The organism is Streptomyces sp. NPDC056486, assembly GCF_042795295.1.
Classification (GTDB): Bacteria; Actinomycetota; Actinomycetes; order Streptomycetales; family Streptomycetaceae; genus Streptomyces.
Window position 1 is genome coordinate 1 of sequence record NZ_JBHTSF010000191.1, and the last position, 15,807, is coordinate 15,807.

Here is a 15,807-nt window from a genome sequence, read left to right on the forward strand (position 1 = left end):
GGTGCCCGTGTGACCCGCAGGTCGAGCGCCTCCAGACCGGCGACCAGGGACTCGACCTGCTCCTCGGCCACGTCCAGCACGATCATCTTCTGCTCGGCGGTGGTCCGCAGGCGGCCCGAGCCGTGGGCGGCGGCGACATCGGCGATCTTCGTGAGCGTCGTGCCGTCCACGCGGCCGACGCGGGGGGCGAACCCGACGTAGAAGCGGCCGTCCTTCTGCTTGTGCACGCCGAGGTGGTCGCGCCAGGTGCCGGCGGGCTGCTCGGGCGCGGGTCCGTCGATGAGCTCGCGCTTGAGGTACTCGTCCTGCAGGATCTGCCGGAACTTCTCCGGGCCCCAGTCGGCGACGAGGAACTTCAAGCGGGCGCGGGTACGCAGGCGCCGGTAGCCGTAGTCACGGAAGATGCCGATGACGCCGGTCCACACCTCGGGCACCTCGTCGAGCGGCACCCAGGCGCCGAGCCGCACACCCAGCTTCGGGTTGGTGGAGAGCCCGCCGCCGACCCAGAGGTCGAAGCCGGGCCCGTGCTCGGGGTGGTTGACCCCCACGAAGGCGATGTCGTTGATCTCGTGCGCGACGTCGAGCTGCGGCGACCCGGAGATCGCCGTCTTGAACTTGCGCGGCAGGTTCGAGAACTCCGGGCTGCCGATGAAGCGGCGGTGGATCTCGTCGATGGCGGGAGAGCCGTCGATGATCTCGTTCTCGGCGACACCGGCGACGGGCGAGCCGAGGATGACGCGGGGCGTGTCACCGCAGGCCTCGGTGGTGGAGAGCCCGACAGCTTCGAGCCGCTCCCAGATCGTGGGAACGTCCTCGATGCGGATCCAGTGGTACTGGACGTTCTGCCGGTCGGTGAGGTCGGCGGTCCCGCGCGCGAACTCCTGCGAGATCTCGCCGATGACGCGCAGCTGCTCGGTGGTGAGGCGTCCGCCGTCGATCCGCACCCGCAGCATGAAGTACTCGTCGTCCAGCTCTTCCGGCTCCAGGATCGCCGTCTTGCCGCCGTCGATGCCCTGCCGACGCTGGGTGTAGAGCCCCCACCAGCGCATACGCCCACGAAGATCGTTCGGGTCGATGGAATCGAAGCCACGCTTGGAGTAGATCGTCTCAATGCGTGTCCGCACATTGAGACCGTCGTCGTCCTTCTTGAACTGTTCGTTGCCGTTCAGCGGCGTGAAGTGGCCAACGGCCCACTGGCCCTCACCACGGTGACGGCTCGCCTTGCGCCGGGGCGCGGCAGTCGTGGGTTTTTCAGGGGTGGCAGCCATGGCTATACGTCCTTCAAGGCGGGCTGAGGGCTGGGCTGACCTGCACACTTCGCGCAGGAGGCGCGGCGGTGCGCAATAGGGTGGTCAGTGGAGGGGAGTCGTCGGCGCTGGTGCTGTCAGCTCGCCGGACACATGGCGCTGGACATGCGGCAGAGATCGACGTGGCGTCGACTCACCAAGGCAATTCCAGTGCGATCCATGACGGAAGCGTGTCATGGGACTTTCGGCCCAGTCCACCATTATCCAAGATGTGGACGTGTCGGTCTCGCATTGCGAGACGGTGTGGTGTCGATCACTCGCTTCGGGCCCCGTCAGGGGCGCGGGGAACTGCGCGATCAGCCACAACGTACCCGCTGCCGAACAACGAAGCCCCCGCGCGGAGCGCTACGCCCCGGGCCACGGGCCGGGCGTGGCCACATCCGCCTCCTGCGAGACCTCCGTGTCGAAAAGCTTGAAACCGCGCCGCAGGTAATTGCCCATCGCGTGCTCTCCGTCCTTGGAGCAGGTGTGCACCCACACCCGCTTGGTCGAGGGCAGCTCCGGCCAGCGTTCGGCCAGGTCCCAGGCCCGCCGCACCCCGTACGAGAGCAGATGTCCGCCGATCCGCCGCCCCCGGAAGGCGGGGATGAGCCCGAAGTACACGACCTCGACGTCACCGTCGTCCCGCGCCGCCAGCTCCACGTACCCGGCGGGCGTCCCCTTCTCGTACGCGACCCAGGTCTCGACGCCCGGCTTCGTCAGATGCTCCTGCCACTGCGCGTATGTGAGGGAGAGCCGGTCGATCCAGCGGATGTCGCCGCCGACGGAGGAGTAGAGGAAGCGGCTGAACTCGGGGGAGGGGATCTCGGCCCGCACGATCGTGACGTCGCCGTCGGGAGCGGCGGCCGGCAGCAGATCGCCGGGAGCGGTCTGCTCCAGGGACCAAGTGGTGACAGTGAGGCTCATGCCGGTCAGAAAATCACGGGGCGGGGGTACCGGCCAAGGCGGGTACCCCGAGCCACCTCCCCGAGGCCCCGGGCCCCCGAGTCCCCACCCCCCCCGGGGCCTCAGCGTCGCGCCAGCCGTACCGCCAGGTCGAACGCGTTCTGGATCGAGCCCGTGTTCGCCTCGCCCCGGCCCACCAGGTCGAAGGCGGTGCCGTGTGCCGGGGTGCAGATCGGGATCGGGAGGCCTCCCGCGATGGTGACGCCGCCGTCGAAGCCCATCAGTTTCATCGCGATCTGGCCCTGGTCGTGGTACATCGTCAGGATTCCGTCGAATTCACCCGCCCGCGCCCGCAGGAAGATCGTGTCCGAGGGGAAGGGGCCCGACAGGTCGATCCCCGAGGAGCGCAGTTCGGCGACGGCCGGGGTGATGATGTCCAGCTCGTGGCGACCGAAGCGGCCGTTCTCACCCGCGTGCGGGTTGAGGGCGCAGACGCCGATCCGGGGCGCAGCAACGCCGGCCCCGCGCAGCACCTCGTCCAGGAGCCGTCCCGCGGCCGCCACCCTCTCGTACGTGATGCCCGCGTCCACCTCCGCGATCGAGACGTGGGACGTGACGCGCGCGGTCCACAGGCTCGGGACCACGTTCAGTTCCGAGGTGAAGCCTTCGACCCCGAGGGCCTCCTCGAACCAGCGCAGCTCGTCGCTCTGCGTCATGCCTGCCAAGTGGAGCGAGGACTTGTTGAGAGGGGCGAAGAGGATCGCGTCGACCTCGCCCGCCTTTGCCAGGTCGAGTGCGGTCCGCAGGTGGGCGAGGGCCCATCGACCGCCCTCCGCCGTGGCCGTCTTGCGCTGGAAGCCGCCGGTGGGGCGCTCCGCGGACTCGGACGGCCGGAGCAGATCCCTCGCCCACTCCAGGTCCACGCCCGCGTCCGCGCCCGCGGAGCGCAGCTCCTCCTCGTCGGCCAGGAGTACGAGATCGGCGGCGGCCCGGGTCTCCGGGCGGTCCAGGAGGCGGGCGATCAGCTCGGGGCCGATGCCGGCGGGGTCGCCGAAGGTGACGGCGACGCGCGGAAGCTGAAGGCTCATGGGGTCTTCTCCGGGGTCTTGGGGATGGGGGATGACGCGGGGCGAGGGGCAGGGCGCAGGCGGCGGGCCAGCGGCGGGCCCGTGACCAGGGCGAGCGCGAGCAGCAGGATCGTCACCGCCGCAGGGCTGCGCAGCATGATGAGCGAGTCGTCTCCGGCGAGTGCGGAGGTCTGGACGAGCGCCTTCTCGAAAAGCGGGCCGATCACCAGGCCCAGGACGAGAGGCGCCACGGGGAAGTTCAGGCGCTTCATCGCATAGCCGACGAGGCCGAAGAAGAGCACGATCCAGATGCTGAACATGCTGTTCTTCACCGAGTACGCGCCGATCAGGCTCGTCACGATGATCAGCGGATAGAGGAACGCGTAGCGCACGCGCAGGAGCTGGGCGAAGACCGGCGCGAGCGGCAGGTTCAGGATCAGCAGGAGCACATTGCCGATGAAGAACGACACGAGCAGGCCCCACACAAGATCCGGCTGGTTCTCGAAGAGCAGCGGGCCCGGCTGGATCCCGTACACGAGGAACGCACCGAGGAGGACCGCCGTCGTCGCGCCGCCCGGCACACCGAGGACGAGTGTCGGTACGAAGTTGGCGTTCGAGGCCGAGTTCGTCGCCGCGTCCGGCGCCACCACCCCCTCGATGGCGCCCTTGCCGAGCTGATCCCGGTTCTTGGAGAACCGCTTCTCGGCGCCGTACGCCATGAAGGAGGCGAGCGTCGTGCCCGCGCCCGGCAGACAGCCGAGCAGGAAGCCGAGTACCGTGCCGCGCGCGGTGGGCGCCATCGAACGCTTCAGGTCCTCCTTGGTCAGGAGCAGATCGCGGAACCGGGCGCGGATCGGCTCCGCCATCCCGATGTGCAGCTGGTTGAGCAGCTCACCGATCGCGAAGAGGCCGATCATCACCTCCACGAACGGGATGCCGCCGAAGAGGTCGATCTGCCCGAACGTGTAGCGGGGCGTCCCGCTGCCGCCGTCCACGCCGACGCACGCGATGAGGATGCCGGTCAGGCCGAGCGCGAGACCGAGGAGCAGATTGCGGCCCGAGAAGACCACGATCGTGCAGAGTCCGAGCACCATCACCGCGAGCATCTCCGGCGGCCCGAAGTCCAGGGCGAGCGAGGCGAAGAACGGCGCCACCGCCATCAGCGCGATCAGCGACACCATCGCCGAGACGAACGCCCCGAGCGCCGAGATCGCGAGCGCGGGCCCGGCGCGTCCCGCCCGCGCCATCCGGTAGCCGTCGAGCGTGCTGACCACGGACGACGCCTCGCCGGGTGTCGCGATGAGGATGGCGGTGATCGTCGCGCCGAACTGCGCGCCGTGGTAGATCCCGGCCAGCATGATCAGCGCGGTGAGCGGGGCGAAGGTGAGCGTGACGGGGATCAGGATCGCCACACCGGTGGCCGAGCCGAGGCCGGGCAGGATGCCGATGACGGTGCCGAGGAGCACACCGACGAAGCACCACAGGACGTTCTCCGGGCTGAGGGCCGCGCCGAATCCGGTCACGAGATGGTCGATCACAGCTGGCTCCAGACGGCTGGGTCGAAGAGACCGAACGGCAGCGGGATCCGCAGGACCACGACGAAGAGCAGATACGAGAGGGCCATCACGAGGGCCGCGACCAGAAGGGAGCGCGTGAGCGGCTGGCGTTCCACGACGGCCGTCAGGAACAGCGTCATGAGGGTGAGCGCGGGCAGCAGGCCGAGGAATGGGACCAGGAGCGCGGTGACCACCATCGTCACCACGACCACGATCAGCTTCGTCCGCATCCGGTGGGCTTCCTCGGCCGGGACGTCGGCGGCCTCCTCGACGTGCCCGTCACCCTCCAGGACCGAACCGGTGCGCAGCTCCTGGCGGATCAGCAGGGTGCCGAGGACGGCGAGGAGCAGCCCCGCCGTGCGCGGCAGCGCGCCCGCGCCGACCGTGCCGTCCTCGGGCGCTGTCCATGGGTAGGCGAAGGAGCCCGCGAAGAAGAGGGCGCCGAGGGCGGTGAGGGCGCCGTAGGCGAGGAGGACGGGACGGCGCCCTGTGTCGGCGGTCGTCACGGGCGCGGTCACTTGAGGACCTCCTTCACCTGCGCGTCGTACTTCTTGAGGTACGCCGCGAACTTCGCGCCGCTGAGATCGGCGGGCGTCAGGAGATCCGCCTCGAGATAGTCGCGGTAGGCCTTCGACTTCATGGCCCGCTCCAGGTCCCTGATCCAGTAGCGCCGCTGTACGTCGTCGATGCCCGAGGGGGCGAAGACCCCGCGCCACAGCGTCACATGGGCGTCCATGCCCTGCTCTTTCGCGGTCGGTACGCCGCCGAGGACGGGGTCGTCGTAGCGCTTGTCGGAGAGCGTGCACAGCGCCTTCATGTCGCCGCTCTCCAGATAGGGCTTCGCGGACGAGGCGCTGGAGGGCGCGACGTCGATCTGGTTGCCGAGCAGGCCGGTGAGCACCTCGCCGGTCGAGCCGTAGGGGACGACGCCGAACTGGCCGCCCTCCTGCTTGAGTTCGGCGATGACGAGCGCGTCGGCGCCGGTCTTGCCGCTGGATCCGGTGACGACCCGCTTCTTCTTGGCGGCATCGACGACATCCGAACAGGTCTTGTACGGGGCGTCCTTGCGGGCCACGACGATCCGCGAGTCGTTGGCGAACATCACCAGGGGAGTGAACGACTTGTAGGTGAAGGGCACGTCGTAGACCAGAGGCAGGGTGTTGAGCGCGCCCTCGGCGACGAGCAGGGCGTTGCCGTTGCCCTTCTCGGCGAGGAAGCCCGCCCAGCCGACGGCGCCCGAACCGCCCTCCTTGTTCTCCACGTTGACGTGGTAGCCCGCGTCGAGCTCGTTGAGCCCCTGGGCCATGACGCGGGCCGAGCGGTCGCTGCCGCCGCCCGGGGCGAACGCGACGAGCGAGGAGACGGAGCCGCGCGGGGTCCAGTCGTCCGGCACGGGCGGTGTGGCGTTGAGCAGTGTGCACGAGGTGAGCAGCGCGGTGCTTCCCGCAATTCCCGCGAGAGCGCGTGTCGCACGCAGCGGTGACGTCATCGTCGACCTTCCTGCGGATCCGAGATCCTATTGGATATGGCGGTGACCGTAGGTGTGCGTGGGGACGCGTGGCAAGGGGTGTGCGGGAATTGGCGCGCGGCGTGACCGGCGCCGTGAGAGTTCAGGCGTCGTCGAGGGAGCGCCGGGCCACGCCCTCCAGGTGCGTACGCATCGCCCGCGCCGGGGCCTCGGGGTCGCCCGACTCGAACGCGGCCAGGATCGCGGTGTGTTCGGCGATCGCCTGGTCGATGTCGAAGGTCCCGTGGTCGACGGTCTGCCGCATCCGGTGCACGTGCGCGCTCAGCGACTCGGCCATCTGCACCATGAAGCGGTTGTCCGTCGCCTGGATGATCGCGAGGTGGAACTCCCAGTCCGCGGCGAAGTATTCCCGCAGGTCGGAGTGGTCCATGGTGGTGGCGTCCGGGCCGCCGCGCAGCTTCCGTACGCGATGGGCGGCGAGGACGTGCCGGGCGTGTGCCGCCTGGAGTTCGGGGATGAGGTCGTGGGCCCGGCCCGCGGCCCGCTCGACCGCCGCGAGCTCCAGCATCGTACGGGCGTCGAAGAGTTCGGTGACCTGGCGCGGGGTGAGGGGCGGCGCCACGCGGTAACCCTTGAGGGCGACGCGGTTCACGAGCCCCGTGTGCTCCATCTGAACGAGCGCCTCGCGTACGGGAGTCGGTGATACGCCCAGCTCACGGGCGAGGGAGTCGATGCCGAGCGAGGAGCCGGGCGGCGTCGAGCCGTCGAGCAGCTTCTCCAGGATCGCGTCGTACACCCCGTCGCGCAGGGCGCGGCGCGCCACCAGCGGGGACTGGGGTGCCTGGGGGGACTCATTCGTGTGCGTGCTCTTCGGGCTCATCTCGCCGTCCAGGTTAGTCGAGGGGAAGGCGCCAGGTGGTGGCCATTGGCCGGCACCCGTCCGGCACAGTCTGTTGCGGACAGAAAAGATCCTATAGGGTCCACGATTCATAGGGACCAAGTAGGCCGACGAGGGAGTCGCCCATGCCCCGTACAGCACCTCGTACACCACCCCGTACAGCACTTCGTACTGCGGAGGAGTGGCCCATCGGAGCCGCACTCCTCCAGTTTCCCGAGGCGCAGAACGCCCCTCTGAGTCAGTGGAGTTCGGTCTTCCGCGAGGTCGCGGCGGAAGGATTCGACCATGTGGACCTCACCGACAGCTGGGTGCGCCCCGGTGACCTGACCGCCGACCGCCGGGCCGAACTGGTCCGCGCGCTCAAGGAGTCGGACCTGTCGGTGACCGCCATATCGACGATCCGCCGCAGCGTCATCGACCCGGACGAGGAGGCGGCGAAGGCGCACTTCGCCTATCTGCTCAGGACGGTGGATGTGGCGGCGGAGCTCGGCATTCCCGTCGTATCGGCGGGCCTGCACCGGGAGTTGACCGCCACGCAGAAGGCGGCCACCTGGTTCTGGCACGAGCCGGGTGCGAGTGACCCGGTGGGCGACTTCCGGGCCTGGGACCTGGCGGTCACCCGCTTCCGCGCGGTGGGTGAGCGCGCGGCGCGCCACGGGGTCGGCCTCTCCCTGGAGATGTACGAGGACACGTACCTCGGCACGGCGGACAGCGCCGTGTCCCTGGTCAAGGACATCGATCTGCCGAACGTCGGCCTCAACCCCGACATCGGCAACCTCGTCCGCCTCCACCGCCCCGTGGAGGACTGGGAGCAGATGCTCCTCAAAACCCTCCCGCACACCAACTACTGGCACATCAAGAACTACTACCGCGACCACGACCCCGCCACCGGCGCCTACTTCACGGTCCCGGCCCCCGCCGTCTCGGGACTGATCAGCTACCGCCGTGCACTGACGCTCGCCCTCGACCTCGGCTTCGAGGGGCCGATCTGCGTGGAGCACTACGGCGGCGACGGCCTCGGCGTCTCGGCGGCGAACCGGGACTACTTGCGCGGAATCCTGCGGGTGAAGCTGGCCGACCGCGAGATGAACGACCGTGATTTGAGGGGCCGATGACCCTCCTGGTGAACGACGCCCGCGCATTCGCCCGCGAGGCGCTTGCGGGATTCAGCGCGGCACACGCCGATCTCGTACGCCCCGTGTACGGCGGAGTGGTGCGCGCATCGGCAACTCCCGCAGGCCACACGGCTGTCGTCCTCGGCGGCGGGAGCGGCCACTACCCGGCGTTCGCGGGCTGGGTCGGCCCCGGGCTCGCGCACGGGGCGGCCTGCGGCGAGGTCTTCGCGTCGCCGTCCGCGTCCCAGGTAGCCTCCGTCGCCCGCGCCGCGGAGAACGGCGGCGGAGTCATCTTCGGCTTCGGCAACTACGCGGGCGACGTCCTCCACTTCGGCCAGGCCGCGGAGCGCCTGCGCGCGGAGGGCGTCGACGCGAGAGTCCTCACGGTCACGGACGACATCGCATCGCACCCGGACCCGGCCCAGCGCCGGGGAATCGCGGGTGACCTGACCGTCTTCAAGATTCTCTGCGCGGCGGCGGAGAAGGGCCTCGGTGTCGACGAGGTGGAGCGGATCGGCCGCAAGGCCAATGCGGCCACCCACACCCTGGGCATCGCGTTCGACGGCTGCACGCTGCCGGGCTCGGGCAGCCCGCTGTTCACCGTCGCCTCCGGCCGTATGGCCCTCGGGCTCGGAATTCACGGTGAACCCGGATTGGCAGAGGCCGAGTTGGCAAGCGCGGACGAGATCGCGGACCGGCTGCTGGACGGTGTGCTGGACGACGCCGTGATGAAGGGCATGGCCGGGACTCTTGGCCGGGGCGGCGCGTCTGCTCGCGGCACCGCCCCCGCTCAAGACGACGGCCCCGCCGGACATCATGACCGCCCGCCGGGCGAGGCCGGTCCCTCCGCCGCCTCCCGGCCCGGGGTCCGGCGAGCAGCCGTTCTGCTCAACGGCCTGGGGGCCACCAAGTACGAGGAGCTCTTCGTCGTCTACCGGCGCATCGCCGAGCGCCTTGCCGATGCCGGGATCGAGGCCGTCGCCCCCGAAGTCGGCGAGCACGTGACCAGCCTCGACATGGCCGGGCTCTCCCTCACACTCACCTTCCTCGACGACGAACTCGACGGCTTGTGGCGCGCCCCCGCCCTCGCCCCGGCCTTCCGGCGCGGCACTCTCGCGCCCCGGCCCCACCGCACCGACGACCTGACAGCACCCCGCGCCCCCGAAGTCGCCCCGGGCAGTGCGGCGTCCCGGCGCGCCGCCGCCCGTATCGCCCGTGGCCTGCACACCGTGCGCGACACCGTCGCCGCGCACGAGGAGCACCTCGGCGCGCTTGACGCCGTCGGCGGGGACGGGGATCACGGCATCGGAATGCGGCGCGGGGCCGATGCCGCCGTCGAAGCGGCCGACAAGGCGCTCACCGCCGGCGCCGGTGCGAGGACGCTGCTCGTGCGCGCCGGTGAGGCCTGGTCGGACGGGGCCGGTGGGACCTCCGGGGCGCTGTGGGACGCGGCGCTCACCGCCGCCGGTGCGGTGGTCGGGGACGAGGCGCCGGTGACGTACGAACAACTCGTGCGCGCCGTACGCGAAGCGGTCGACGCCGTCGTGCGGCTCGGCGGTGCGCGGCCCGGCGACAAGACGCTCGTCGACGCGGCGGCCCCCTTCGCCGACCGCATCGCGCACGACGGCTGGACCGAAGCCGCGGCCGCCGCCACCCGCGCCGCCGACGACACCGCCCGTATCCCCGCCCGCAAGGGCCGCGCCCGCACCCACGGCGACCGCACCCTGGGCACCCCCGACCCCGGCGCCGTCTCCTTCGCCCTGATCGTCACCGCACTGGCCCCCGGCCCCGAGGAGGACATCCCTGATGAGTAAGACGAGTGAACAGCCGCTGCTACGCGTCGTAGTCGGCTCCGACAGCGCAGGGCTCGACTACAAGGAAGCCCTCAAGGCGGACCTGGAGGCAAGTGGCGTCGTCGGCGAGGTCCTCGACGCGGGCATCGAGCCCGGCCAGGACACCGCCTACCCCCACGTCGCCGTCGACGCCGCCCGCCTCGTCGCCGAAGGGCGCGCCGACCGCGCGCTGCTCGTCTGCGGCACGGGACTCGGCGTCGCGATCGCCGCCAACAAAGTGCCGGGCATCCGCGCCGTCACCGCCCACGACTCCTTCTCCGTGGAGCGCGCGGTCCTCTCCAACGACGCCCAGGTCCTCTGCCTCGGCCAGCGCGTCATCGGCCTCGAACTCGCCCGCCGACTGGCCCGCGAATGGCTCACCTACACCTTCGACCCCGCGTCCGCGTCGGCCGAGAAGGTGGCCGCGATCCGTACGTACGAGACGGGCTGACCCGGCATGCGATGGCTCGGGACCAGTTTCAAGATGACCAAGACACGGGCGGAGGCGGCGGCCTACGCGGCCCGGTTGAGGGAAGCCGTGGGTGACGGCCTCGAAGGGGTGTGCCCGTTCGTGATCCCGTCCGCGACCGCCATCGCCACCGTCACCGACGCGCTCGGTGGCCGCGATTCCCCGGTCCTCGTCGGCGCCCAGAACACCCACTGGGCCGACGAGGGAGCCTGGACCGGCGAGATCTCCGTACCGCAGGCCGCCGACGCGGGCGCCCGCATCATCGAGATCGGCCACTCGGAGCGCCGCGCGCACTTCGGGGAGAGCGATGCCACCGTCCGGCTGAAGACGCGGGCGGTGCTGCGGCACGGGCTCGCGCCGCTGGTGTGCGTGGGGGAGAGCGAGGAGACACGCGCGGCGGGCGGGGGCACCGACGCCGTCCTCGCCCAGGCCGCCGCCGCACTCGACGGCCTGCAGAACCCCACGGACGTACTCATCGCGTACGAACCCGTCTGGGCGATCGGCGAACACGGCCGCGCACCGCGCCCGGAGGAGATCGCCCCGGTACTCGCCGAGCTGTCGGACCTGCCGGTGAAGGGCGTGTTGTACGGAGGTTCCGTCAGCGAGGGCAACGCGGCCGAACTGCTGCGACTACCCGGGGTGGACGGACTGTTCGTGGGGCGGGCGGCGTGGGACGCGGAGGCGTACGTACGGCTCCTTGCGACGGTGGCGCGTCATGCGAGGGCGGTGGCGTAGCGGCGCAGAGGTGCTCAAGGCTTTTTGTGGAGGCACTCAAGGCTCCGCCACCCTCCGTGCCTCCCGTACCGCGGGTGCCGTCGAATGCGGCAGCAGGTTTGCCGGGTGGTCGGGCAGGATCACCTCCACGTCCACGTCGTCGGGGAAGCGGTAGGGGCGGTGGGCCAGGAGATCGCCCAAGTAGCGGCGGACCCGGGAGAGTTCGGCGCGGACCGTCACCGTGCGCGCCGGGTCGCCGAACATGTCCTCGGCGAGGCCCGAAGCGCTGCGGCCCTTGCGGTGGGCGCTGAGGAGATAGAGCAGCTCGGCGTGGCGCGGGCTCAGTTCATGCGTCCAGCCGCCCGCGCCGCCGCCCTCGACGGTGACCGACCAGCGGCGCGGCCCGCTCACGTCCAGGATGACGCGGGTCGCGGCAAGGGGCTGCGGGTCCTCGTCCACACGCAGCAGCCAGCCGCCGGGCAGCGGCTCCACGGCACACGTGCCGAGGGACGGCAGCCACGTGCGGCCCGCGGACATGGACTTGGGCAGGGAGAGCCGGTCCGTGTGCGGCATTCCCGTGACCGCCGCCGTCCACCCGCGGGAGTCCACCGCGACGGCGCGCCCCTCCAGGCGGGCGAGGACCGGCGCCGCCACCGAGCGCAGCCGGTCGAGCGCCGTCACGTGGTTCTCCCGCAGCCGGGCCTCGGCGAGCTTCGCCACCGCGTCGACCAGGGCGAGCGTCGCCGGATGCATCGTGTTCAGCGGGCCGCTGATGTCGACCACGCCGAGGAGGCGGCCGTCACGGGGATCGATGATGGGCGAGCCCATGCACGTCCACGCGTGATGCGTCTCCACGAAGTGCTCGGCGGAGAACACATGTACGGGTCGGCGTACGACGAGCGGTGTCCCTATCCCGTTCGTGCCGACGACGCTCTCGCTCCAGTCCGCCCCCAGCTCGAAGCCGAGCGAGTCCGCCTTGCGCAGCACCGTGGAGTGGCCCTCGCGCCACAGGACCCGGCCATCGGCGTCGCAGACGACCATGATGTGGTGCGCCGCGTCCGCCACCGAGACGAGCGCGTCCCGCAGCATCGGCATGATCTCCACCAGCGGCGAGGTGCGGCGGCGCTCCTCCAGCTCCTCCACGCTGAGCAGCCGGGAGCGGAAGTCGCGGTCCGGATCGACCCCGCCGAGCAGCATGCGCTCCCAGGACTCCTCGATCACCGGACGGGGCATGACGCGCGGCCGCCGTCCGGCGAGCGTCGCGTGGCGGACGGTCGCGAGCAGTCGCGCGGCCTGCGTGCAGTCCATGGTCGAGATCCTCGCGAGGTCGAGCGTCGAAGTCGCTTCCATCACTGGGTCCTTCCCGAGCAGAGCCAGTGCGTCGGGGGCATCCACCCATCGTGCCCCTTCGGCGCCCGCAAGGGGATTGATTCAGTGATGAACCGATGTAGTTCAGTGGGTGACCCAGTAGGTGACCCAGCGGGTGACCGGCCGCAGCCGTCGGCTTGCAACGGTCTGCAACCCTCGCGGACAGGCGTGCGGCGGCCGAAGCTGATGTCAACGCCGTTCGCACGGCGTTGACGCTCCTCATCGGGGCTTGAGTGCGGGGGTGGTGCCGTGTCGGCGCGGCATCACCCCCGCTACTCCCTTCCGTCGCCGTTGGGGGCGGCCCGCCTCACCACGGCGGCCAGATCGAGCGTGTGCGGCAGCGTCCCGAACGCCGATCCCCAGTCCCCGCCGAGCCGCGAGGCACAGAACGCGTCGGCGACCTCCGGGGGCGCGTACCGCACGAGCAGCGACCCCTGGAGCACCAGCGCCATCCGCTCCACGAGCCGACGTGCCCGCGCCTCGATCCCGTCCAGATCGGCCAGTTCGGTCAGCAGCCCCTTGATCGCGCCGTCCAGGCGGTGATCGGCGCCGCGCGCGAGACCGACCTCCTGGAGGAACGCGTTCAGCGCCTGCGGCTCCCGCTGCAACGCACGCAGCACGTCAAGGGCCTGTACGTTCCCCGAGCCCTCCCAGATCGAGTTGAGCGGCGACTCGCGAAGCAGCCGCGGCATCCCCGACTCCTCGACGTATCCGTTGCCGCCGAGGACCTCAAGGGCCTCCACCACGAGCGGCGTGCAGCGCTTGGTCACCCAGTACTTCGAGGCCGGCACGGCGATCCGCAGGAACGCCCGCTCCTGCTCGCTCCCGTCGTCGTACGCGGCTGCGAGCCGCAGAGCGAGCGTCGTGGCCGCCTCCGACTCCAGGGCCAGATCCGCCAGTACGTTGCGCATGAGCGGCTTGTCGATGAGCTTGCCGCCGAACGCCTCGCGGTACGTGGCGTGGTGCACGGCCTGTGCCACGGCCTGCCGCATGAGCGCCGCCGAGCCCACGACGCAGTCGAGCCGCGTGGCCGCCACCATGTCGATGATGGTGCGCACCCCGCGGCCCTCTTCGCCCACCCGGCGCGCCCATGTCCGGTCGAACTCGACTTCGCTGGACGCATTCGACTTATTGCCCAGTTTGTCCTTCAGGCGCTGAATGGCGAAGGCGTTACGAGTGCCGTCATCCAGCACTCGCGGCACAAGAAAGCACGTAAGTCCCGCGTCGGTCTGCCCGAGCACGAGAAAGCCGTCGGACATAGGTGCGGAACAGAACCATTTGTGCCCCGTGAGTTCATACGTGCCGTCTTCCGCGAGAGCACGCGCACGTGTCGTATTCGCGCGCACATCGCTGCCGCCCTGTTTCTCCGTCATGCCCATCCCGAAGAGCGCTCCGGCTTTCTGGGACGCGGGCCTGAGCCCTTCGTCGTAGACCAGAGAAGTGAGCCGGGGCTCCCACTCGGCGGCGAGCGCGGGGTCGGCCCGCAGCGCGGGCACCGCCGCGTGCGTCATCGACACCGGGCAGCCGTGCCCCGCCTCGACCTGCGACCACACCAGGAACCCGGCGGCGCGCCGCAGATGGCCGCCCGGCCGCGACCAGGCGGTGGTCAGACCCGACGACACCGCCTTGCCGAGCAGCCGGTGCCACGCCGGATGGAAGGCGACTTCGTCCACGCGATTCCCATAGCGGTCATGGGTGTGCAGAACGGGCGGATTCTCATTGGCCAGAAACCCCCATTCGCGTGCCTGGGCCGATCCTGCGGTGCGCCCGAGTTCGGAGAGTTGCTCGTGTGCGGTACTGAGAAGGGCGGGATCGAGATGCCGCTCGACTCCCTCTGTGAGGGCGCGGTCGGACGTAAAGACGTCATATCCCACCAGGGGCGGAGCCTGGTTGGTCACTGTGTGGGTGCTGGCTGCCATGCCGCTACGGTAAGGAGGTGCACCAGGCAAAAGAAACACCCGGGAGGCCGAAGGGCCGCTGGAACCGGGCCCGCGCTCTCTACAGCAACGTCTCCAAGCGCAGGACTGCCTGGCTGCTGCTCAAGGACACGGTCAACTCATGCGTGGAATACCGGATCCTGGGACTCGCGGCCGAGGCCGCGTTCTTCACCCTCCTGTCCGTGCCGCCGCTGCTCCTGAGCCTGATCGGCCTGCTCGCGTACGTGGACCGGTGGACCGGCGCGAACACGATCGCCAGCGTCGAGAACAACATCCTCGAGGCGTCCCGCACGGTCCTCTCCGACAAGGGCGTCAGCCAGATCGCGCAGCCGATACTGGAGGACGTCATGCGGGTCGGCAGGCCCGACGTCATCTCGATCGGTTTCCTCTTCGCCCTGTGGTCGGGCTCGCGCGCCGTGAACGTCTTCATCGACACGATCACGGTCATGTACGGCCTTGACGGCGCACGCGGCATCGTCAAGACCCGGCTGCTCGCGTTCGGCCTGTTCATCGTGGCGCTGCTCATCGGTTCGGTGGCGCTGCCGCTGATGGTGGCGGGGCCTGACGCGGTGGTGAAGCTGGTGCCCGGCTCCACGACGGTGGTGCAGGTCCTGTACTGGCCGGTGGTGACGCTGCTCTCGGTGGTGTTCCTGACGACGCTCTACCACGTGTCGGTGCCGGTGCGGTCGCCCTGGGTGGAGGACATGCCCGGTGCGCTCGTCGCCCTCGGGATGTGGGTCCTGGGGAGCTTCCTGCTGCGGATCTACCTGACGAGCACGGTCGAAGGGCCGACGATCTACGGCTCGTTGGCGGCGCCGGTGGCGGTGCTGCTGTGGATAGGTGTGTCGGCGTTCGCGGTCCTTGTGGGGGCCGCGGTGAACGCCGCGATCGACCGGGTGTGGCCGTCCGTCGCCACGGCGGCTGCGCGAGCTGCCAATGACCGGATACGGGAGGCGCGTGCGGTGGAGGTGGTCGCCCGCGCGGCCGCCGCGCGGGAGGCCTCCACGGACCCCGACGACCAGGACATGCCGTCCGAGTTCCCCGAGCGGTGGTCGCGGTTCCTGCCCCCGGACGACGTCTCCTCGCGCCTGCGGACGCACGTCAAGAAACCTGGGGGGAACGGGGAGACACCGCCGGAGTAGGGACGGGGCCGGGCTGGATAGTTCCAGCCCGGCCGGCGTTTGAGGCCAT

15 protein-coding genes are annotated in these 15,807 nt (G+C 70.4%); 5 read left to right on the forward strand and 10 right to left on the reverse strand.

Annotated elements, in window-relative coordinates; genetic code table 11:
• The 8 genes from ACFQ7F_RS40355 to ACFQ7F_RS40390 all read right to left on the reverse strand — a co-directional run.
• Positions 1-1,268, reverse strand: a 1,268-nt coding sequence (locus tag ACFQ7F_RS40355) for a nitrite/sulfite reductase (RefSeq protein WP_383282596.1), incomplete at its 3' end; no start/stop codon positions are given.
• 116 nt (positions 1,269-1,384) lie between these two features.
• A complete protein-coding gene (locus ACFQ7F_RS40360) occupies positions 1,385-1,468 on the reverse strand; it encodes a putative leader peptide (RefSeq protein WP_323178717.1) in 84 nt (27 codons plus the stop codon).
• A gap of 184 nt (positions 1,469-1,652) precedes the next feature.
• Positions 1,653-2,213 (reverse strand): GNAT family N-acetyltransferase, encoded by a 561-nt coding sequence (locus tag ACFQ7F_RS40365; protein WP_383282599.1) that lies wholly within the window; start codon positions 2,211-2,213, stop codon positions 1,653-1,655.
• 101 nt (positions 2,214-2,314) lie between these two features.
• Positions 2,315-3,280 (reverse strand): 4-hydroxythreonine-4-phosphate dehydrogenase PdxA, encoded by a 966-nt coding sequence (locus tag ACFQ7F_RS40370; protein ID WP_383282602.1) that lies wholly within the window; start codon positions 3,278-3,280, stop codon positions 2,315-2,317.
• A complete protein-coding gene (locus ACFQ7F_RS40375; protein WP_383282604.1) occupies positions 3,277-4,797 on the reverse strand; it encodes a tripartite tricarboxylate transporter permease in 1,521 nt (506 codons plus the stop codon). Before ACFQ7F_RS40375 ends, ACFQ7F_RS40370 begins: the two co-directional genes overlap by 4 nt.
• Positions 4,794-5,333: a tripartite tricarboxylate transporter TctB family protein gene (locus ACFQ7F_RS40380; protein ID WP_383282607.1), complete on the reverse strand. Its 540-nt coding sequence runs from the start codon at positions 5,331-5,333 to the stop codon at positions 4,794-4,796. Before ACFQ7F_RS40380 ends, ACFQ7F_RS40375 begins: the two co-directional genes overlap by 4 nt.
• Positions 5,330-6,304: a tripartite tricarboxylate transporter substrate binding protein gene (locus tag ACFQ7F_RS40385; RefSeq protein WP_383282610.1), complete on the reverse strand. Its 975-nt coding sequence runs from the start codon at positions 6,302-6,304 to the stop codon at positions 5,330-5,332. The genes ACFQ7F_RS40380 and ACFQ7F_RS40385 overlap by 4 nt, the downstream gene beginning before the upstream one ends.
• Before the next feature lie 121 nt (positions 6,305-6,425).
• Positions 6,426-7,163 carry a GntR family transcriptional regulator gene (locus ACFQ7F_RS40390; protein WP_383282613.1) on the reverse strand — a complete coding sequence of 246 codons (738 nt, stop codon included), beginning with the start codon at positions 7,161-7,163 and terminating at the stop codon, positions 6,426-6,428.
• A 143-nt stretch (positions 7,164-7,306) separates the two neighbouring features.
• Between ACFQ7F_RS40390 and ACFQ7F_RS40395 the strand changes: the two genes are divergently transcribed.
• From ACFQ7F_RS40395 to ACFQ7F_RS40410, 4 genes are read left to right on the forward strand one after another with little or no spacing between them, the layout of a single operon-like run.
• Positions 7,307-8,296: a sugar phosphate isomerase/epimerase family protein gene (locus ACFQ7F_RS40395; protein WP_383282616.1), complete on the forward strand. Its 990-nt coding sequence runs from the start codon at positions 7,307-7,309 to the stop codon at positions 8,294-8,296.
• Positions 8,293-10,110, forward strand: coding sequence for a dihydroxyacetone kinase family protein (locus tag ACFQ7F_RS40400; protein WP_383282619.1), 1,818 nt, complete (start codon positions 8,293-8,295; stop codon positions 10,108-10,110). Before ACFQ7F_RS40395 ends, ACFQ7F_RS40400 begins: the two co-directional genes overlap by 4 nt.
• Positions 10,103-10,579, forward strand: a complete 477-nt coding sequence (locus tag ACFQ7F_RS40405) for a ribose-5-phosphate isomerase (RefSeq protein WP_383282622.1) — start codon at positions 10,103-10,105, stop codon at positions 10,577-10,579. Before ACFQ7F_RS40400 ends, ACFQ7F_RS40405 begins: the two co-directional genes overlap by 8 nt.
• A gap of 6 nt (positions 10,580-10,585) precedes the next feature.
• Positions 10,586-11,332, forward strand: a complete 747-nt coding sequence (locus tag ACFQ7F_RS40410; protein WP_383282626.1) for a triose-phosphate isomerase — start codon at positions 10,586-10,588, stop codon at positions 11,330-11,332.
• A gap of 36 nt (positions 11,333-11,368) precedes the next feature.
• Here ACFQ7F_RS40410 and ACFQ7F_RS40415 read toward each other — a convergent pair whose 3' ends face one another.
• Both ACFQ7F_RS40415 and ACFQ7F_RS40420 read right to left on the reverse strand, forming a co-directional pair.
• Entirely contained in the window at positions 11,369-12,661 is a 1,293-nt protein-coding gene (locus tag ACFQ7F_RS40415; RefSeq protein WP_383282628.1) for a GAF domain-containing protein, read from the reverse strand.
• 290 nt (positions 12,662-12,951) lie between these two features.
• Entirely contained in the window at positions 12,952-14,598 is a 1,647-nt protein-coding gene (locus tag ACFQ7F_RS40420) for an acyl-CoA dehydrogenase family protein (protein ID WP_383282631.1), read from the reverse strand.
• A 17-nt stretch (positions 14,599-14,615) separates the two neighbouring features.
• Between ACFQ7F_RS40420 and ACFQ7F_RS40425 the strand changes: the two genes are divergently transcribed.
• Entirely contained in the window at positions 14,616-15,758 is a 1,143-nt protein-coding gene (locus ACFQ7F_RS40425; RefSeq protein WP_383282632.1) for a YihY/virulence factor BrkB family protein, read from the forward strand.
• Positions 15,759-15,807 lie beyond the last annotated feature (49 nt).